This is a genomic window from Rhodococcus sp. BP-349 (assembly GCF_019835845.1).
Taxonomy (GTDB): domain Bacteria; phylum Actinomycetota; class Actinomycetes; order Mycobacteriales; family Mycobacteriaceae; genus Rhodococcoides.
The window spans coordinates 1,028,699-1,047,974 of sequence record NZ_JABUDR010000001.1; the positions used below are offsets into that span (position 1 = coordinate 1,028,699).

Here is a 19,276-nt window from a genome sequence, read left to right on the forward strand (position 1 = left end):
GACAATGGCGGGGTTCTACTCGTTCACATCGACGATCTTGTTCTGATAAGCCCACACCACTGCTTGCAGGCGTGACCGCACTCCCAATTTCGGAAGCATCCGTGCCAGATGCGATTTGACCGTCGACACCTCGACGAACAACGCCCGAGAGATGTCGTCGTTCGACATGCCCTGGGCGAGCAGGCGCAGGATGTCCTGCTCGCGGTCGGTGAGGATTCCGTCGGCGCGTGCCGTGGTGACGGGTCGTAGCGCTCGTCGGCGTGCGAACTCCTGCATGATCCGCCGCGTCAGCGCCTGGTCCAGGGTGCCCTGTCCGGCGGCGACTCGCCGCACTGCGTCGACGATCACCTCCGGGTCCGCGTCCTTGAGCAGGAAGCCTGAGGCGCCGGCCTCCAGTGCGCCGAACACGTAGTCGTCCAGGTCGAACGTCGTCAGAATCAGTACAGGAGTGGGGTTCTGGACATCCGGGCCGCACAACAACCGCGTCGCCTCGATGCCATCGGTACCTGGCATCCGGATATCGAGGCACGCGATGTCCGGCGCCAGATCTCGGGTCAGGCGTACCGCCTCGGCGCCGTCGGACGCGACTCCGACCACGTCGATGTCCGCTTCGGATCCGAGCAAGGCCGAGAGGCCGGCGCGGACGAGCGGCTGGTCGTCCGCGAGCACGAGTCGAATCACGTGTGCTCCCCAACGTTGTCGGGCTCGCGCGGAAGCTGGAGCGTCACGGTCCATCGCCCGTCGGCGGTAGGGCCGTGGTGCACGTGTCCGCCGACGAGCACGGCGCGTTCGCGCATGCCGATCAATCCGAATCCTTCCTGTCGTGGCGCGGTCCCCGCCGACTGTCGCATCGGGTTGGACACCGTCACCGTCACCGCACTCGAGTCCGCGGCACTGACCTCGACGACACAGGGCGACCCCGGGGCATGCCGCACTGCGTTGGTGAGGGATTCCTGCACCATGCGGAACGCGACCAGCTGAGCCAGTGGCCCGACACGCTCGCCCAGAGCCTCGAGATCCGTCAGACCGACCAGGCGCAGCTCGACGTCCAGACCCGAGGCGCGTCTGCGGCCGACGAGATGGTCGATCGAGCCCAGAGTCTCGACCGAACGCTCCGCGGAGGCAGTGTCCTCGCGCAGCAGGCCGACCAACTGACGCAGATCGTCCAGTACCGCCCGCGCCTGGACACGGATCTCGTCGGCCGATCTCCTGGCCGTGTCCGGATCACTCTCGATCTGGCGCCCGACAGCCGCCGCCATCACGGCTATCCCCGACAGGTGGTGCGCCGCGATGTCGTGGAGTTCCCGCGCCATCGCAGCACGCTCGCCCGCGATGGCGGCGCTCACTCGCGCATCCCGTTCCCCTTCGGCGGCGCGCAATTCCCTGCCGTGTGCGACCCGGGCGTCTCGGCGGGCGGCCACCACCGATCCGACGAGAACGGGCAGCCCGATCACGGTGGCCGTCTGCAGTACCGATTGGATCAGCCCGGAGGCGAGGCCCGAACCGTCGAGGGACGTCCGGTTCACGACATCGCTCAGCAGAACCGCCGCGGCGGCCGACACCACCGTGGGCATCGATGTCCGTAGCGACGAGCGCGAGACCATGAGATACACGGCCACCATCACGGCGAGCGAGGTGACGCTGAACAGTGCGGTCGGCGCGAGGCCCGCGACGAGCAGAGGTGTCACGGCGACGGTGGCGACCACCACCCGTGGATGCCGCGCAGTCCACGCCAGTGCGATCGCCTGACCCGTCAGCACGAGGGCGAGCACCCACCAGGCCCTGCCTCCGACCGGAGACAGGGCCATCGACGGGTCGAGTGGGACGAGGGTCGCCACACCCACGGCAACGGCCCAGCAGACCACACCGACCGCGATGTCCACGCCGCGTCGCGAGCGGGGGAGAGCGATCACGAAAGCGATTGTAGGTGGGCCGGGTTCGTGCGACTCGAGTCCACGCCGAGACGCCCGCGGGTGACGACGACCAGCGCGACCGCAGCCACGCTCGCGGTCACGGCCATCACCTCCATCGCGCGCTGGGTGTCGAGAGTCGGAAACATGTCCGTCCACATGACGGACGCGAACGTGTTGACGCTGACGTGCATGAGCATCGACACGGGCAGGCTCTGACCGGTGCTGTTGAACACCCACGACATGACGACGTTGAAGGCGCAGCAGAAGACGAGGAACACGAGGGGTTCGGTCCAGTGCGCGTCCGGCCACCCACCCCACTCGGTGAAGAACAGCGGAAGGTGCCACGCGCCCCAGAGGGGTCCGAGAATCATCGCTGCACCCAGCGGACCGAATCGTGTCTGCAGGCGAGGGAGTGCGAAATCGCGCCAGCCCGGTTCTTCGGCAAGCCCGGTGGTGATCATCTGCAGGAACAACATAGGTATGTAGGCCATGATCGCGACCGTGGAGGGCGCAGCGATCTGCCCCCCGGAGAACGCCGCGCCTGCGACGATCATGACCGCCGCACGGAGAGCAGGGCGACCGCATACCAGCGCGCGCTCACACGCCACCGGAACAGACGACCGGCCCACACCCGCAGACCTGCCCGACCGTCCACGACCGCGGTGACCACGAGTGCCGAGAAGATGGGACCCAGGTAGGCGCCGGGCAACATGCCGGTCAGCTGACTGGATCCGAAGACGCTGGGAAATGTGTAGTGCCATACGCCGGTTCCGTTGTGGGACAGAATGTACGGAAGCCAGGCGAGCCAACTCAGCGCATTCGCGAGGGTGAAGAAGCTCAGAAGCGGATACCGGCGAATCAGTCCGCGGAGGCCGACGTGTCCTTCCGTCGGTGGAGAGGTCGTGAGGGTCATGGTGGTGGTCCTTTCGTCCGAGTGCTGTCACTCGAGAACGCTAGGGACCACGCAGTACGACATCGAGAGGCGAAAGGTGGCACCGCCGACATTCATCCGAAAGGTGCAACCGCCGGTTCAGGGTCGTCTCGTCGCCACCGCCGACTCGTTGGTCGCACCCGTAGCCGGCCGACCGGCCAGTGCGCGACCTCGACTCGCTCCGGTGGCTCGTCACCGCTCCGCTGCGCCGACCGCCGTCGCCAAGCCGTCGACGAGAGTCGGGAGGAAGTAGGGAATCGTCAGTGCCGTCGGGCCGATGGCGGCCCCGGCCTCCTGGCCGACGAATCCGGCGACGGCACCCGTTGCCACGGCGGGAATCTGCCGAGACACGTCGGATGCCATGAACTGCTGGAGCGCCGTGTCCGTGTCCACCTGCGTGAAGACGACGGAGGCATCGATTCGGGAGATCTCCTCGGACGACACCGCGGTCGAGAACGTGGAATCACCGGTCGCCAGTTCGGTGACGGACGGATCGGACGTGAATCCCAGGTTCTCGAGCAACTCGACGCGCGGGTCCGAGGGAAGCAGGAGGTAGTAGACGTCCTGCGCCTCGGACACATAGGCGATGGTTCGGTCTCGGAACTCGGGGTGTCGTGCGCCGGCATCGACTACCTGCTGGTCCAGTTCGGACACGAGTTCGATCGCCTCGACGCTCTTTCCGAGAACCTCACCGGTGACACCGATCGTGTCTCGCCACGGAGTCGACCAGAGCTCGGACGGAGGTGCGACCACGGGAATGCCGGCCGATGTGACCGCGTCGTACTCGCTCCGGGTGAGGCCGGAATGTGGTGCCAGCAGGACGTCGGGGTCGGCTGCGACGAGCTTCTCGACCGACAGGGGACCCAGGACGTCGTCCAGGAGAGCCGGTGCCCCACCGCCGTTCCGGGCGATGGACTCGGCGATCCACGGGTAGGTCAGGTCGTCACCGCCGCCGTACGTTGTCGACGGCATGGCCACCGGCATCACCCCGAGAGCCAGTACGGCATCCGTGGCGCCGGCGCCCCAGGTGGCCACGCGGGTGGGTGCCGAGTCGAGGGTGGTCTCTCCGTACATGTGCCGCACCGTCTTCGGGAACGACTCATCGGTGGTCGTCGTCGACGCGGGCTCGGCGGGGTCCGACGTACTGCAGCCGATGAGCTGCGCGGTCACCGCCGCGGTTGCGATCAGAACTGCGATCGAGCGGTTCGTCCTTCGGGCAGTTCTGCCGAGAATGCGCGTCATGCCACGATGCTAAGGGTAGCCTGCCCTCATATCGCAATCGCCGAGCTCAGCGGTCGGTTCCGCGTCGTCCGAGGGATTCGACGATGATTCTGGCCTGAGCCACCGACGCGCGGCCGTGGGAATCTGCGACCGCGCGGAGAAGTGCGGATGCGGCGGGGACCGGAATTTTCTGCCTGGCGGCGATCATCCCGATCGCCGTGTGCACCACGTCGGTGTCGGGGCCGGCCGCTGCAGCGTTCTCGTCGGCGAATTCTGTCGCGGAGAGAGTGGCGAGGGAGTGGGCCAGACGGCCGAGGGGCGCGTCGAGGTCCGTCGACCACCCCCGACCTCTCCACGTCCGTCGATGGAGCTGCAAGGTCCCCGACGGTCGTGCGCGGGGCCCGACAGGGAACACCCGCAGCCACCCCACGCCCAGAAGACCCAACTCCCCGGTGACCTGTGGCCACCGTAGACGATCGAGTGAATCCTCCACCGCCGCATCGTGCACCGCACCGTCGGCGAGGGCGTCGATGGCCGGTCCAGTTCCCAGTGTGTGCAGTGCGCGTGCCACGCGAGCCGCCGTCTCGTCGGTCACGTGGGCGACCGTCTGCGCCGGTCCACCGTCGGGAGCCACCAGGACCAGGGCTGCGCCGTCCGCTCCCGTCAGTTCCACACAGACATCGACGATGTCGGTGATCACCGACGTGCCGCGACCGTCGCGTCGGTACCCCGCGCTCACCATCGAGGGTGGTCGTCCTTTCTTTCAGCGCAGATCCCCACATCGCGCCCACTCGGTCGTGGTGATCGACTGATACCCAGACTGCGGCAACTCCACTCACTGCCCGGTCTCCCGCCGTTGTCGTACGAAGCGATGGAACGTCGCGGAGCGGGTACTCGTCCGTTCATGACCACCGTGCGCGCACAGGCTTCTTCCGGCGACCGACGCCGTCTACTCCTCGACGCGACCTCGATCGGGGCAGCGACCGGGCTCAGGAGCGCCTGGGGAATACTCGCGGCGACGGTCATCGGAGTGCAGGGGCAGCGTCGCTCTCGTGCGCTGGCAGTTGCCGGAGGAGCTGTCGTCGTCGAGGCCGTCGTCGACAAGCTGCCGGCGACGCCGGCGAGGACCGCCCCGGGGCCCGCCGCATCGAGGGTGTTGGTCGCCGCCGCGACCGCTGCGCTGCTCGGGCGCACCGCCCGTGGAGAACGAGTCGATGCACTCGCCGTGTCACTGGCCGCGGTGGCGGCTCTCACGACGACGTACGGCGGTCGCGAAGCGCGGCGCCGATACCCGAGTGCGATGGCCGCGGTGGTGGAGGATCTGGCCGCCGCCACGGTCACTCTCTCGACGCTTCGCCGGGCGCATCGGCTGTAGTCGTCCTCGGCGCGAACGGCCCTGACGGGCCGAAGACGATGTCCGCGAAACGCTGTCCCATGACGGCGTGGGCGTCGGTGTCGGGATGCAGGTTGTCCGGAAGTGGGTGGCGCCGTTCGTCGTCCTCGCCGAAGAGCATCAGCCCGTCGAGGTGGTGGAGGTTGGGGTCGTCCGATCGACTCTCGACGATCCGAGCGAGCGCGTCACGGATCACGCGAAGTGTCAGGCGTCCGAGCGCGATGTCGCCTTCCGTGCCCGTCGCGCGGAATCTCACGGAGCCGGCGGCGAACGAGTCGGGATCGATTGCCCCGGGTCCCGGCGTGTTCTCGTGAATTGCGCAGTGGATCGGCGAGATCAGCAGCAGCGGTGTGGTCGGGTGCCCGTCGCGCACGGTGTCGAGGAACCCGTGAACGGCGGGAACGAACGTACGAAGGCGCATTGCGTCGAGGTTGACGACGTTGATGCCCAGCTTGACGCTGATGACGTCCGCGGGGGAGTCCCGCACGACGCGAGCCGTGAACGGATCGACGAAGGCGCTGCCCCCGAAACCCAGGTTGCGCAGCCGAATGCCGGCGCGACGGGCCGCGACGACAGGCCAGATGCGCGTGGGGCTCGCGGCGTTGGATCCCTGGCTGATGGAGCTGCCGTGGTGCAGCCACCTCGGTCCGCTCGACGGTGCCGGGTGCAGAACGGCATCAGCGGACAGCGAGACCAGGTCCACCTGTTCGTTGTGGGGGAGCCAGATCTCGACCGTCTTCTCCCCGGCCGGCAGATCGGTGAGGGTGATGCGTTCCGTCGTTCCCGGGTGGACCGTGCTCGTCCCGGTGGCCGGATCGATCTCGACGGTGTCACCGCCCGAGAGCACGTGCGACTGAAGCACCGAGTCGTTCACCACCACGTCGACGGCGCCCCGGTCGCGCATCACACCGCGGTAGGTCATGCGCGTGGTGTGGACCTCGAGGACCATCTGGACGGCAGTCGTGCGCGCAGCGATACGCACTCCGGACGGTTGCGCCTCCATCATCGCGAGCTGCGGGTCCGCATCGCGTTGCCGGACAGGACGGGGGAGCCGGTGTGGGCGCACGCCCCGATCCACGCGTTCGAGCTCGGCTGCACCGAGAACGAGGTCGTCGGTGAGCGGTACAGCGATCATGCTTTCCGAGGCTACCTAACGGTGTTCGGGGCTACCTAACGGTGTTCGGGGCTACCTAACGGTGTTCGGGGCTACCTAACGGTGTTCAGGGCTACCTAACGGTGTTCAGGGCTACCGAACGGTGTTCAGGACGACGGCGGCGCTCTCGCTCACCGCGGCGTCCTCGTACGGTGCCGAGGCGTCGTTCTTCCGTGTCAGCACAGTCAGGACCAGCGGGGGGCGGCCGGGTGGTGTGACGACGGCGATGTCGTTTCGCGCGCCCCCGGCGCCACCCGACTTGTCGGCCACCGTCCATCCGCTCGGCGCCCCCGCGCGGACGAGGGCATCGCCGGTGGCGTTTCCGCTCATCCACTCGACCAGAGTCGCTGCATCGGCATCGGTCGACGAGCCGTCACCTCGCAATGCGGCCATGTTCGCCGTGAACGCGTCGGCGGTGGTGGTGTTTGCGGTGCTGTCGGGTTCGACCGTGTTGAGGGCCGGCTCCACGTCGACGATGTCCGTGACGTCGTCACCGAGTCGGGAGAGAGCAGCATCGAGTTCTGCGGGACCGCCGATCCGGTCGAACACGAGGTTGGTCGCCGTGTTGTCGCTCTCCCGCACGGCCGCTTCTGCCAACTCGGCCGCAGTGAGTCCGGTATCCAGACGTGCCGTGGTCACCGGTGAGTAACCCGCGCGCTCGATGTCGGCCGCGGTCCACCTCGCGATGTCGTCCCGAGCGTCCTGAGGAGTTCGTCGCAGGAACTCGGCTGCCAGGAACACCTTCACAGTGGAGGCGAAACCGAAACGTTCGGCACCGCGATAGCTGATCGTCTCTCCGGTCCCGGTGTCCAGGAGGCTGACACCCACCGTCACGTCGTAGCGTTCCTCGACAGCCTGTAGTTCGGTCGAGAAGTCATCGCGCACTGCTTGATTCGAGGTGGGATCCGTCGAGACAGGCACGCTTCCCTGGTCACCCCCCGAGGGAGCGCAGGCGGTGAGGGCCAGAGCGCCGACAGCGAGCGCGGCGCGCGGTCGGGCCGGCGTGTGCCGGAGTACTCGTCTCGTCACGCGAGTGCGAGGAACAGCTTTTCCAGTTCCGCTTCGGTCATGGGTTCCTTGTTGTCGGCGGTGGCACCGGTCATGCACTCACGCAGTCCCGTGGCGACGATCTTGAACCCTGCCTTGTCGAGTGCGCGGGAGACGGCGGCAAGTTGGGTGACGACCTCCTTGCAGTCGCGGCCGTTCTCGATCATCGAGATGACCCCGGTAAGTTGACCGTTGGCGCGTCGGAGCCGGTTGAGTACCAGTGCGATGCTGTCTTCGTCGCCGATCATGTGAAACTCCTGTCAGAATTACCGTGAGACTTCGATGGTACCCCCGGGGGCATCGCGGTCTCAGCTGCCGGGTGTCGGCTCCTCGGCGAGTGTTGCGATGGCAGCGCGGAGCTTGATCGCGGCGTCGCGGGCGATGTCGCCGAGTGCGGGCTCCCCGGTTGCGTCGACCATGATGTCGGGGTTCATCGCGTCGACGATGATCACATCCGCGTTGTCCGGGTCTTCGCGGACGACGACGTTGCACGGGAGCAGCAGGCCGATCTGTCGCATGATGCCGACGGCGCGGTGGGCCAGGGGCGGGTTGCACGCGCCGAGGATCAGGTAGCGCTCCATGTCTTCGTCGAGTTTGGCTTTCATGGTGGCCTGCATGTCGATTTCGGTCAGCACGCCGAAACCCTGCTCTGCCAGGGCGTTGCGGGTGCGCTGGACGGCGGTGTCGAAGTCGGTACCGGTCAGTGTCGTGGTCAGGGCGATGCTCATGAGGAATCTTTCGTGGGGTCAGTGGGAGAAGCTGATGGACGGGAGAGCCTTGCGGAGCCAGGCCGGTGACCACCAGGCGGCGGAACCGGCCAGTCGGAGCAGGACGGGCAGCAGGATCAACCGGATGAGCACCGCGTCGAGAAGAACGGCGACGCCGAGAATGATGCCCATCTCCTTCGGCGGGAGCGGGTCGGCGAGGGCGAAGGTGAAGAACACCGCCACCATCACCGCGGCCGCGGCGAAGATGACCCGACCGGAGTGGGCGAGACCGTCGATCATCGCGGTCGTCGCGTCGCCGGTGCGCTCGAAGTGCTCCTTGGCGGTGGCGAGGAGGAACACGGTGTAGTCCATGGCGATGGCGAAGATCATCGCGAAGAAGAACACCGGTCCCCACCCGTTCAGGAAGCCCTGCGGGGTGAAACCGAGCAGCGAGGCGCCGTGCCCGTCCTGGAAGATCAGCTTTGCGACGCCGAACGCGGCGGCGGTGGAGAGCAGGCTGACCGCGGTACCGAGGAAAGCGATCAGGGGTGCTTGCAGTGCGACGAGGAGCAGCACGAATCCAAGGATCAGGATGATCGTGACGACGAGCGGCAGGTAGTCGTTCAGGGACTGCTGCAGGTCGAGGTTTTCCGCGGGGGCGCCGCCGACCAGTGCCGACTCCGGAAGCTGGCCGCGTAGGTCGGCAAGAATGGTGCCCATCGACTCGTCGGACGGGTCGGCAGCCGGAATCGTTTGCAGGAGTGCGTAGCCGGAGCCGTCGGCGGCGGGTTGCGGTGGGGTGACCATGGCAATGCCGGGCACCTGCGCCGCGGCGGCGGCCGTGTCGGCCGCGTCGGCCGAGGGGACGACTATCTGCAGTGCGCCGGGGGCGCCGTCTCCGAACTGCTGCTGGACGAGGGCGTAGCCCTGCCGCACGGGCGCGTCCTCGGGGACGACGGAGATCGACGGCATCGCGACCTTCAAGCCGAGGACCGGCAGTGCGAGTGCGACGAGGACGCCGATCGAGGCGAGCGCGAACGGCCACGGGTGCTTGTGCAGGAGAGCGCCCCAGGCAGCGAACACCGGTGAGCGGTGCTGCTGACGCTTGGCGTAGGGGAGGGACGCGGCGTTGACCTTCGGTCCGAGCGCGCCGAGGGCCGCGGGGAGCAGGGTGAGGGTGGCGAGCAGGACGAAGGTGACGGCGAGCATGATGCCGACGGCCATGGTCCGCACTGCGGGGGCGGGGACGATCAGCACGGCGGACAGGCTGACGAGGACGGTGAGTCCGGACAGGGCCACGGCTTTGCCGGCGGTGTCCATGGTCTCGGCGACGGCCGCGCGGGGATCGCGGGAGCGCAGGGCGTCGCGGAAGCGGGCGACGAGGAACAGCGCGTAGTCGATGCCGAGTGCGAGGGCGAACATCATGGCGAAGTTCATGGCCCACACCGAGATCGGGGTGATCTCGTTGAGCAGGACCAGCCCGCCGGCGGAGGCGACGAGACCGGCAATGGTCAAGAGCAGCGGGAGTCCGGCGGCGACGAGCGAGCCGAACGCGAGGACCATGATGGCGAGGGTGACGGGCCAGGAGATGAGTTCGGCCTGGATCATCGCGTCGTGGTTGGCCTTGTTGAAGTCCGACCACAGCGCCGACGCACCGGTGGGGTAGACCTCGACACCGTCGCCGGAGAGTGCGGTGAGCTGGTCCTTGACGTCGTTGACGGCGGTGACCATCTCGTCGGTGGTGCCGTCGGCGCCGGCGATGAGGATGCCGGTGCGCCCGTCGGGGCTGATCGTCATCCCCTGCTGCGGGGGCACGATCTCACCGAAACGCGGGTCCGCGTTCAGGATGTCGGTCGCGCCGGTGAGCGCGGCGGTCGCTTCCGGGTCGCTCAGCGCACCGGAGTCGCTGTGGACGACGACCTGCACCGCGGCGGAGGAGTTGCCGCCGAAGTGTTCCTCGGCGAGCTCGCGGACCTGGACCGATTCCGATCCGTTCGCCTGCCACCCGGCACCCGCGAGGGATGAGAACACCGACGGCGCAGCGGATCCGAGGGCGATCAACAGAATCAACCAGGTGCCGAAGACCCAGCGGCGGCGGGTGACCATGGCTGCGCCCCACCGGCCGAGGCGGCCGGGGGCATTGTCGTGGTGGTCGCCGAGCCGGGATTCGGCGACGGTGTCGGGCTGGGACACGATTGACTCCTATACGGGTGGGGGTATTTGAAGGGCCTGGATCGGCCGCCGTCGAAAATTGGGTCGGGGGTGTCCTCAGCGGCGGAACAGGGAACGCAGGCCGCTGGACGGGGATGGCGCGGACCGGCGGTCACACGTGCAGCGTTGCGACTGCGGGACCGAGGTCATCACGCTGTCGATATGTCGGCCGCAGCCCGACCACGTGGTCTTGCCGCACTGGGGGGGCATTCGGCGGGACGGCACACGGGGCGCTCCTTCCGGGTTCGGTCGCCTGGACGACACCACCGTGCCACATACGAGGGGGGGTATGCAAGTACCCCCTGGGGTATCTGACCGAGGTTGCCGGGTGTCGGTGTGTTGACTGCCGACGTACCCCCAGGGGGTACTCGTCGGTACGCTGGGGCCCGTGTTGCACAGTCTTCGGCAGCGACGTTCGCTGACCCGCGCTGTGCCGATGGCCTGGTGGGCCGTCTCGATCGCACTGGGCGTGGTGCTGATGCACATGGTGGTGCCCGTCCGGACCGCCGGGGCCCATGAAGCGATGCCGAACCACCACGCGTCGATGGACACGGAGGCCCACGCTGCCGCCGCCACGCACACCGCGGAGTCCGGTCCGGTGTCGGAGCAACCGCCGTGTCCCGGCGGTCACGACATGATGCATCCGTGCATCGGGACGGTCACCTCGTTTCCCCCGATGTCGGTCCCGGCGGGGGTCGTCGAGTGCCTGTCGGCGCTCGATGACGCATTCGACCGTGTCGTCACGATCGTCGCCCGAGCAGGTCGAGCTCCACCGTGGGCGCTGTCCTCGCTGGACGACTCGGTACTTCTGCGGGTGTGACGGGGAGCCCGGGGCAGTGATGCTCTGGCGGATCGCACGTCGATCCAGACCCCGTTCCCGTCGACACACCTCAGGAGTACGTCCATGCATGTCAAGACCACGACGGTCACCGCCCTTGCCGCTGCCGCGATCGGAGTCGCCCTCGTCGCCGGTTGTGGCGACGACGGGTCGTCCGCGTCGATGGAGGGCCACTCGATGGGTTCCTCGTCCATGGAGTCCGCTCCGTCTCAGGATCCTGCTGCGGACTTCGCCGACGCCGACGCCGACGCCGACGTCGCGTTCGCATCGATGATGTACCCGCACCATGCTCAGGCTGTCGAGATGGCCTCCATGGTCGACGGGCGTTCGACGAACCCGGACGTGGTCACGCTCGCCGACGCGATCGCGGACGCGCAGGGGCCCGAGATGGACCAGTTGGCCTCCTGGCTGGCGGAGTGGGGCCAGCCGTCTCCGTCTGCATCGCCCGACGACATGCAAGGCATGGACCACGGGTCGGGGAGCGGAATGATGAGATCGCAGGACATGGCCTCCCTGACGGCCTTGTCCGGCGACGAGTTCGACCAGCGGTGGCTGACGATGATGATCGACCATCATCGAGGTGCGGTCGCCATGGCGGAGACGGAGATCGAGGAGGGCTCGAACGACGACGCGGTCGCGATGGCCCGCACGATCGTCGAGACGCAGAACGCCGAGATCGCCAGGATGGAACACCTTCTCGGTTGACCTCCGGCCGACGGCCGCCACTCCGACGGGAGTGGCGGCCATCGGGTGCGGCCCGTGTCAGTTCCGGAGGCGCGCCGCGAGTTCGTCGACGCGCGTGGCGATGTCGTCGCGCACCAGGCGCATCCGCTCGATGCCCTCGATGCCTCGCGTCGACGGCTCGTCGGTGTCCCAGTTCAGGTAGGTCGGTCCCTCGACCGGGTCGACGGTCGCCTCGGTGCCGAGGGTGACGACGAAGTCCATCCGGGACATCAGATCCGGATCGATCGGCTTGGGGTGCTCACCGGTGAGATCGACTCCGACCTCACGCAGCGACTCGGCCGACAGAGCATTGACTGCACTGCCGGGGGCAGTCCCGGCGGAATGCACCTCGACATCGTCACCGGCGACCGTGCGCATCAGCCCTGCGGCCATCTGCGACTTGCCGCCGTTCTTCACGCAGACGAACAACACACTCGGCTTGTGGGACATCAGGATTCCTTCGTCTGTCGGGTGGGTGAGAATCGTCTGCGCAGTGCCAGCGAGACGTACACCAGGCCCACGAGCACGGGGACTTCGATGAGGGGTCCGACGACGCCGGCGAGGGCTTGACCGGACGTGGCGCCGTAGGTGGCGATCGCGACGGCGATGGCGAGTTCGAAGTTGTTGCCCGCCGCGGTGAACGCCAGGGTGGTCGTGCGTTCGTAGCCCAGGCCCATGGCGGCGCCGAGCGCATATCCGCCGCCCCACATCACGGCGAAGTACACCAGCAGCGGGAGCGCGATGCGGACGACGTCGAGGGGTTGGGAGGTGATGCGGTCGCCCTGCAGGGCGAACAGGACGACGATGGTGAACAGCAGTCCGTAGAGCGCCCACGGCCCGATTTTCGGGATGAACGAGGTCTCGTACCAGTCGCGGCCCTTGGCGCGTTCGCCGAAGTACCGAGAGGCGAATCCGGCGATCAACGGGATGCCCAGGAAAATCAGCACGGACTTCGCGATCTGCCACGGTGATGCCTCGATGGTGGTCTGGTCGAGACCGAGCCAGCCGGGGAGCACGGAGAGGTAGAACCAGCCGAGGACGGCGAACATGATCACCTGGAACACCGAGTTGATCGCCACGAGAACGGCGGCGGCTTCGCGGTCGCCGCAGGCGAGGTCGTTCCAGATGATGACCATCGCGATGCAGCGGGCGAGTCCGACGATGATGAGTCCGGTGCGGTACTCGGGCAGGTCGGGAAGGAACAGCCAGGCCAGAGCGAACATCAAGGCCGGGCCCAGGATCCAGTTCAGTACAAGCGAACCCAGTAAAAGTTTCTTGTCTCCGGTGACCGTGTCGAGCCGGTCGTAGCGGACCTTCGCCAGTACCGGGTACATCATGATCAGCAGGCCGATCGCGATCGGTAGAGAGACTCCGTCGACGGAGATGGACGACAGAGCGTCGTTGATCCCGGGGATCATGCGCCCGAGCAGCAGCCCGACGACCATCGCGACGCCGATCCACACCGGGAGAAAGCGGTCGAGGGTGGAGAGCTTGCCGACGACGGCGGGCTGGTCGGTGGTGTTCGCCGCGGTGCTCATGCGGTCACCAGTGTCGGGTCGACGGTGGCCATGACGGCCGACAACTGCTGCAGCGCAGCGGGAACCACGCGATAGTAGACCCAGGTTCCGCGCCGCTCGGAGTCGAGCAGGCCGGCCTGGCGAAGCACCTTGAGGTGATGGGAGATGGTCGGCTGCGACAGGTCGAAGAATCCCGAGATGTCGCACACGCATGCCTCGCCACTGTCGTGACTGGCGATGAGACTGAGCAGGCGCAACCGCACCGGGTCGCCCAGTGCCTTGAACATCGACGCGAGGGTGTGCGACTGCTGCTCGGTCAGAGGTTCACGAACCAGTGGCGAGCATCGGACACCCGTGGCGGGTTCTGACTGATTCGACATTCTTCTATATTGACGGGCGTCGATGATCGCGGTCAATTCGCACTCTACTCTCCGGTGAGAGTAGGGTTCGGCCAGCGAAGGGCCATGCTCGGCCTCCGGCAGTTCCGCACCACGAAAGAGGCTCGTCATGTCCCACGCCGGCTCGACCGTCGCCCCACCCGAGGACACCTCGGTGCTGGCCGCGCTGCGCTCACCTCGTCGTCTGAAGACCGAGGTGCTGGCGGGCCTGGTCGTCGCGCTGGCGCTGATCCCGGAGGCGATCTCGTTCTCCATCATCGCCGGTGTCGATCCCCGCGTCGGACTGTTCGCGTCCTTCACGATGGCGGTCACCATCTCGATCGTCGGCGGTCGTCCGGCCATGATCTCCGCCGCCACCGGAGCGATCGCCCTCGTCGTCGCGCCACTGTCACGCGAGTACGGCCTCGACTACCTCATCGCCGCCGTGGTCCTCGGTGGCGTCCTGCAGATCGTCCTCAGTGTCCTCGGTGTGGCGAAACTGATGCGCTTCATCCCGCGCAGCGTGATGGTCGGGTTCGTCAACGCGCTCGCCATCCTCATCTTCACGTCGCAGTTGCCGTACCTCATCGGCGTGCCCGCTCTGGTGTATCCCCTCGTGGCAGTGGGTCTCGTGGTCATGGTGTTCCTCCCCAAGCTGACGACCGTCGTACCCGCTCCGTTGATCGCGATCGTCATGCTCACCGCAGCCACGCTCGTGTTCGCGCTGCAGGTTCCCGATGTCGGCGACGAGGGCGAGCTGCCGTCATCGCTTCCCGCGCTGTTGCTCCCGAACGTGCCGTTCACCCTCGACACCCTGTCGATCATCGCGCCGTTCGCACTCGCCATCGCCCTGGTGGGGCTGCTCGAATCGCTCATGACCGCGAAGCTGGTGGACGACATCACCGATTCGCGCTCGAACAAGACCCGCGAGGGCTGGGGCCAGGGTGTCGCCAACCTCGTCACGGGCTTCACCGGCGGCATGGGCGGCTGCGCGATGATCGGCCAGACCATGATCAACGTGAAGGTCTCCGGAGCCCGCACCCGGATCTCGACCTTCCTCGCCGGCACGTTCCTGCTGATCCTCGTGGTGGGTCTGGGCGACATCGTGGCGCTCATCCCGATGGCCGCGCTGGTCGCGGTCATGATCATGGTCTCGGTGGGTACGTTCGACTGGCACAGCATCCGTCCGTCGACCCTGCGGCGCATGCCCAAGAGCGAGACGCTCGTCATGGTCGCCACAGTGGCCGTGACCGTCGCGACCCACAATCTGGCCTACGGCGTCGTCGTGGGTGTCGTCACCGCGATGGTCCTCTTCGCCCGGCGTGTCGCCCATCTGACCGAGGTGGTCGACGTGGCGCACCCGGACGAGAACACGCGCGTCTACAAGGTCCTCGGAGAGCTGTTCTTCGCCTCCAGCAACGATCTGATCCACCAGTTCGACTACATCGGTGATCCCGAGAACATCATCATCGACATGTCGGAATCGCACATCTGGGACGCCTCCACCGTCGCGACGCTGGACGCCGTCACCACGAAGTACGCGGCGAAGGGCAAGATCGTCGAGATCATCGGCCTGAACGCGTCGTCCGTGGAACGACGGGACCGGCTCAGCGGAAACCTCGGCGCAGGGCACTGATCGGGCCCGGTCTGCGGACCGGAACTAGAGTCGACGCAGGGACGACGCACGACAGAGGAGCGGGACAGTGGGCGAGAGCATGCAGATCGGTGAAGTCGCCGAACGCACGTCCCTGTCCATTCGCACACTGCGCCACTACGACTCGGTCGGTCTCGTCGTCCCGTCGGCGCGGTCGGCCGGTGGATTCCGGCTCTACACCGAGGCCGACGTCGAGCGATTGCTGGTGATCCGGCGTATGAAGCCGTTGGAGTTCACGCTGGCCGAGATGGGCGAGCTGCTCGCGGCCCTCGACGTCCTCGCGAACGACGAGTCCGACGACGAGCAACGTTCTGTCGCCACACAGTTCGTCGACCAGTGTCACGACAAGGCGTTGGACCGATGTGAGACGTTGCGACGCCACCTTGCCTACGGCGAGGAGTTCGCCGCACTGCTCGCGGCCCGCAGGCCGGTCACCGAACTCTGAGTCAGCTCTCCTCGCGGCGCTGATACACGTCGGGGATGCCGTCGTGATCGTCGTCGCGGGTCTCCTCCTCGTGAATGAGCTTGTACTCGCGGTTGCGGCTGCGCAGAATCACGGCGGCGATGCACGCCGAGATCACCGATCCGGTAAGCACGCCGACCTTGACGTGATCGTCTCGTTCGGTGCTCTCGCCGAACGCGAGGTCGCCGATCAGCAGTGAGACGGTGAAACCGATACCGGCGAGAACGGCGACGCCGAACACGTCGCGCCACGCGAGTCCGGCATCGAGAGTGGCACGGGTGAAGCGGGACACGAGATAGGTGGTGCCCAGCACACCGATGGTCTTGCCGACGACCAGACCGGCGACGATACCGATGGCGATCGGGTCGCCGAGCGCCTCGAAGAAGCCGGACACGCCGCCGACGGTCACGCCGGCGGCACAGAAAGCGAAGAGCGGCACCGCGACACCGGCGGAGAGTGGCCGAATGCGATGTTCGAAGTGTTCGGCCATACCTGGTCCGGCCTCCGGACCCCCGGCGGCGCGGCTGCGGATCACCGGCACAGCGAATCCGAGCAGCACACCGGCGACCGTGGCGTGGACGCCGGACTCGTGCATGAGAACCCAGGTGACGACGGCGAGGGGAATGAGAATCCACCACGACCGGATCCGTCGCTGCACGGCGACGGCGAAGAGGGCGAGCGGGATCATCGCGGCGCCGAGCGCCACGAAGTTCAGGTCGGCGGTGTAGAAGATCGCGATCACCGTCACCGCGAGGAGATCGTCGACGACGGCCAGCGTGAGCAGAAAGGTGCGCAGGGCGAGCGGGAGATGCGTGCTGACGACGGCGAGAACGGCGACCGCGAAGGCGATGTCGGTCGCGGTGGGAATCGCCCACCCCAGCAGCGCACCGTCCCCGGTGCGGAGATTGACCATGACGAAGATCAGCGCGGGCACCGCCATACCGCCGACCGCGGCTGCGATGGGCAGTGCCGCACGCGCCGGGTCGCGGAGGTCCCCGGCGACGAACTCACGCTTGAGCTCGAGCCCCACGACGAAGAAGAAGATCGCGAGCAGGCCGTCCGCGGCCCAGGTGGAGAGTGTGAGATCGAGGTGGAGCGCGGACGGGCCGACCCGTGTCGCCATGAGTGTGTCGTACGCGGCCGACCACGGTGAGTTGGCCCAGACGAGAGCGACGACCGTGGCGACCAGGAGAAGGGCACCCCCGACGGTTTCCTTGCGCAGCACGTCCGAGATTCGCGATGCTTCGGACCACGACCCGCGCGCCAGCAGATTGCGACGCGTGGGGGGTGGCGAGGATGACGTCATGGGGTGCCCTTCGGTGCTCTGACGATCAGGAGTTGTCGTACGGGGTGGCGTCGGTACGGCGCTGGTGCGCTTCGCCTTCGGCCGAGTCGGCGAATTCAGGTGTGTCGAAGACCTCGCCGCCGAGGGGATCCACCGGCTCGTCGTGCTCCGAGTACTGAACGGCGCCCGTGTCCGGGTCGATCTGGAGTCGGCTCTGCGGTACCGACTGGACCGCGAGGAGCCCCGACGGAGTGGACAGGCCGTCCTTCGACGGCGACAGACCGGCGAACGTGGTGGAGATGCCCCCGCGCTCCGGCCGTCTCGTCGGAGTCGCGCCGTCCACGGTCAGTGCATCCCCGGCAGGGGTGATCCGGACGTAGGACGGCGTGGTGGCCACCTCGTAGCGGAAAGCCTTGAGGAGTGACACGCAGGCCAGCACCATGATGATCGAGAACGGCACCGCGGTCGCGATCGAGGCCGTCTGCAAGGCCGTGAGTGACCCCGATCCGCCGATCAGCAGCAGAACCGCGGCGGCGACGCCCTCGAGCACGGTCCAGTAGACGCGGGTGATCTTCGGTGTGTCGAGGTCACCGCCGGTGGACAGAATGTCGATGACCAGCGAGCCCGAGTCGGAGGACGTGACGAAGAAGAACACGATCACCGCGATGGCGAGAACGCTCGTGATGGTCGCGAACGGGAGACCGTCGAGAAGTTGGAACAAGCTCGTGTCCGTGCCGACCGTTCCGTCGTCGGCGAGCATGGTGCCCTCGTTGCGCTGACGGAGGATTCCGGAGTCACCGAAGATGGTGAACCACAGCGAGCCGACGAGAGTCGGCGCCAGCAACACGCCGAAGACGAATTCGCGGATCGTGCGGCCGCGCGAGATACGGGCGATGAACATTCCGACGAACGGTGCCCAGCTCATCCACCAACCCCAGTAGAAGATGGTCCAGGCGCCGGCCCATCCGTCCTCGGCGAAGGGGGAGGTACGGAGCATCAGTTCCGGAAGAGCCTGGACGTATCCACCGAGGTTCTGCACCCAGGACTGCATCAGGAACAGCGTCGGGCCGGCGATGAGGACGAACAGGGCCAGACCGGCCGCGAGCGCCATGTTGATGTTCGAGAGCCATTTGAGGCCCTTCGACACGCCGGACACGACGGAGTACGTGGCAAGCAACGTGACGAAGGCGATCAGCGCGATGGTCAGCCAATTGTTCGTCTCCACCCAGCCGAGGTAGGACAAGCCGGCCGAGATCTGCTGGACGCCGAAGCCGAGTGAGGTCGCGACGCCGAACAACGTTCCGATGATGGCGATCGCGTCGATGGCGTGGCCGATTCCCCCCTCGATCCGTTGCCGTCCGAGCAGTGGCTCGAGGAGCCAGCGAACCGACAGGGGGCGGCCCTTGCGGTAGGTCATGTATGCGAGTCCGAGACCGACGACGACGTAGATCGCCCATGCGTGCAGACCCCAGTGGTACAGGGTGAGCTCCATGGCCTGGTTGGCGGCCGCGTCGGTCGATCCGTCGACACCCCCGGCAACCGGGGGAGTGATGTAGTGCGACAACGGTTCTGCGACGCCGTAGAACACCAGTCCGATACCCATACCGGCGCTGAAGAGCATCGCGAACCAGGAGAGGACACCGAATTCGGGGCTCTCGTCGTCGCGGCCGAGGCGAATGTTGCCGATACGGCTGGCGCCGCAGTACAGAGCGAAGACGACGAATCCCGTTGCCGTGAGGATGTACCACCATCCGACGCCGTCGGTGATCGCCCCGTTGAGAGCCTCGAAGGCATCGGCAGCGGTGCCCGCGAAAATGACGGAGAAAACGATCATGGCGACGAT

Annotated in this window: 21 protein-coding genes; 5 read left to right on the forward strand and 16 right to left on the reverse strand. The window is 67.1% G+C overall.

Annotation, left to right across the window (positions count from 1 at the left end; all coding sequences use genetic code 11):
* Positions 1–15: 15 nt before the first annotated feature.
* From HQ325_RS04870 to HQ325_RS04895, 6 genes are all read right to left on the reverse strand, one after another.
* Complete coding sequence (locus HQ325_RS04870) at positions 16–681, reverse strand: response regulator transcription factor (protein ID WP_308014254.1); 666 nt, start codon at positions 679–681, stop codon at positions 16–18.
* Positions 678–1,913, reverse strand: coding sequence for a histidine kinase (locus HQ325_RS22760; protein ID WP_222626954.1), 1,236 nt, complete (start codon positions 1,911–1,913; stop codon positions 678–680). Before HQ325_RS22760 ends, HQ325_RS04870 begins: the two co-directional genes overlap by 4 nt.
* A complete protein-coding gene (locus tag HQ325_RS04880) occupies positions 1,910–2,467 on the reverse strand; it encodes a CPBP family intramembrane glutamic endopeptidase (protein ID WP_222626955.1) in 558 nt (185 codons plus the stop codon). The genes HQ325_RS22760 and HQ325_RS04880 overlap by 4 nt, the downstream gene beginning before the upstream one ends.
* Positions 2,464–2,826 carry a hypothetical protein gene (locus tag HQ325_RS04885; RefSeq protein ID WP_222626956.1) on the reverse strand — a complete coding sequence of 121 codons (363 nt, stop codon included), beginning with the start codon at positions 2,824–2,826 and terminating at the stop codon, positions 2,464–2,466. Before HQ325_RS04885 ends, HQ325_RS04880 begins: the two co-directional genes overlap by 4 nt.
* A 210-nt stretch (positions 2,827–3,036) precedes the next feature.
* Complete coding sequence (locus HQ325_RS04890; protein ID WP_222626957.1) at positions 3,037–4,086, reverse strand: ABC transporter substrate-binding protein; 1,050 nt, start codon at positions 4,084–4,086, stop codon at positions 3,037–3,039.
* Between the two features lie 46 nt (positions 4,087–4,132).
* Positions 4,133–4,807: a hypothetical protein gene (locus HQ325_RS04895; RefSeq protein WP_222626958.1), complete on the reverse strand. Its 675-nt coding sequence runs from the start codon at positions 4,805–4,807 to the stop codon at positions 4,133–4,135.
* A gap of 162 nt (positions 4,808–4,969) precedes the next feature.
* On the opposite strand from HQ325_RS04895, the gene HQ325_RS04900 reads away from it, so the two are divergent.
* Positions 4,970–5,440, forward strand: coding sequence for a hypothetical protein (locus HQ325_RS04900; protein ID WP_222626959.1), 471 nt, complete (start codon positions 4,970–4,972; stop codon positions 5,438–5,440).
* On the opposite strand, the gene HQ325_RS04905 is transcribed toward HQ325_RS04900, so the two are convergent.
* From HQ325_RS04905 to HQ325_RS04925, 5 genes are all read right to left on the reverse strand, one after another.
* Positions 5,403–6,593: an SGNH/GDSL hydrolase family protein gene (locus HQ325_RS04905; protein ID WP_222626960.1), complete on the reverse strand. Its 1,191-nt coding sequence runs from the start codon at positions 6,591–6,593 to the stop codon at positions 5,403–5,405. The two genes, HQ325_RS04900 and HQ325_RS04905, sit on opposite strands and share 38 nt — an antisense overlap.
* Positions 6,594–6,704: 111 nt before the next feature.
* Complete coding sequence (gene bla / locus HQ325_RS04910) at positions 6,705–7,496, reverse strand: class A beta-lactamase (protein ID WP_222626961.1); 792 nt, start codon at positions 7,494–7,496, stop codon at positions 6,705–6,707.
* Positions 7,497–7,636: 140 nt separating this feature from the next.
* Positions 7,637–7,906 carry a metal-sensitive transcriptional regulator gene (locus tag HQ325_RS04915; RefSeq protein ID WP_042574340.1) on the reverse strand — a complete coding sequence of 90 codons (270 nt, stop codon included), beginning with the start codon at positions 7,904–7,906 and terminating at the stop codon, positions 7,637–7,639.
* A gap of 60 nt (positions 7,907–7,966) precedes the next feature.
* The gene (locus tag HQ325_RS04920) at positions 7,967–8,386 is read right to left on the reverse strand and encodes a DUF302 domain-containing protein (RefSeq protein ID WP_222626962.1); all 420 of its coding nucleotides are present in this window, start codon (positions 8,384–8,386) and stop codon (positions 7,967–7,969) included.
* 18 nt (positions 8,387–8,404) lie between these two features.
* Complete coding sequence (locus tag HQ325_RS04925; protein WP_222628896.1) at positions 8,405–10,471, reverse strand: MMPL family transporter; 2,067 nt, start codon at positions 10,469–10,471, stop codon at positions 8,405–8,407.
* Between the two features lie 493 nt (positions 10,472–10,964).
* Between HQ325_RS04925 and HQ325_RS04930 the strand changes: the two genes are divergently transcribed.
* Entirely contained in the window at positions 10,965–11,396 is a 432-nt protein-coding gene (locus tag HQ325_RS04930) for a DUF6153 family protein (protein WP_222626963.1), read from the forward strand.
* Between the two features lie 84 nt (positions 11,397–11,480).
* Positions 11,481–12,119: a DUF305 domain-containing protein gene (locus tag HQ325_RS04935; RefSeq protein ID WP_222626964.1), complete on the forward strand. Its 639-nt coding sequence runs from the start codon at positions 11,481–11,483 to the stop codon at positions 12,117–12,119.
* A 57-nt stretch (positions 12,120–12,176) separates the two neighbouring features.
* Here the strand turns inward: HQ325_RS04935 and HQ325_RS04940 are convergent, their stop codons facing one another.
* From HQ325_RS04940 to HQ325_RS04950, 3 genes are read right to left on the reverse strand one after another with little or no spacing between them, the layout of a single operon-like run.
* Complete coding sequence (locus HQ325_RS04940) at positions 12,177–12,587, reverse strand: low molecular weight phosphatase family protein (RefSeq protein ID WP_222626965.1); 411 nt, start codon at positions 12,585–12,587, stop codon at positions 12,177–12,179.
* Positions 12,587–13,675 carry an ACR3 family arsenite efflux transporter gene (gene arsB / locus HQ325_RS04945; RefSeq protein WP_222626966.1) on the reverse strand — a complete coding sequence of 363 codons (1,089 nt, stop codon included), beginning with the start codon at positions 13,673–13,675 and terminating at the stop codon, positions 12,587–12,589. Before arsB ends, HQ325_RS04940 begins: the two co-directional genes overlap by 1 nt.
* Positions 13,672–14,034, reverse strand: a complete 363-nt coding sequence (locus HQ325_RS04950; protein WP_222626967.1) for a metalloregulator ArsR/SmtB family transcription factor — start codon at positions 14,032–14,034, stop codon at positions 13,672–13,674. The genes arsB and HQ325_RS04950 overlap by 4 nt, the downstream gene beginning before the upstream one ends.
* 127 nt (positions 14,035–14,161) lie before the next feature.
* Between HQ325_RS04950 and HQ325_RS04955 the strand changes: the two genes are divergently transcribed.
* Entirely contained in the window at positions 14,162–15,667 is a 1,506-nt protein-coding gene (locus HQ325_RS04955) for a SulP family inorganic anion transporter (RefSeq protein WP_222626968.1), read from the forward strand.
* Between the two features lie 79 nt (positions 15,668–15,746).
* Positions 15,747–16,130 (forward strand): MerR family transcriptional regulator, encoded by a 384-nt coding sequence (locus HQ325_RS04960; protein WP_222626969.1) that lies wholly within the window; start codon positions 15,747–15,749, stop codon positions 16,128–16,130.
* Position 16,131: 1 nt separating this feature from the next.
* Here the strand turns inward: HQ325_RS04960 and nhaA are convergent, their stop codons facing one another.
* Together nhaA and HQ325_RS04970 are read right to left on the reverse strand one after the other, a co-directional pair.
* On the reverse strand, positions 16,132–17,454 hold the full coding sequence (gene nhaA / locus HQ325_RS04965; protein ID WP_222626970.1) for a Na+/H+ antiporter NhaA: 1,323 nt from the start codon (positions 17,452–17,454) through the stop codon (positions 16,132–16,134).
* Positions 17,455–17,479: 25 nt separating this feature from the next.
* Positions 17,480–19,267, reverse strand: a complete 1,788-nt coding sequence (locus tag HQ325_RS04970) for a BCCT family transporter (RefSeq protein WP_374107184.1) — start codon at positions 19,265–19,267, stop codon at positions 17,480–17,482.
* Positions 19,268–19,276 lie beyond the last annotated feature (9 nt).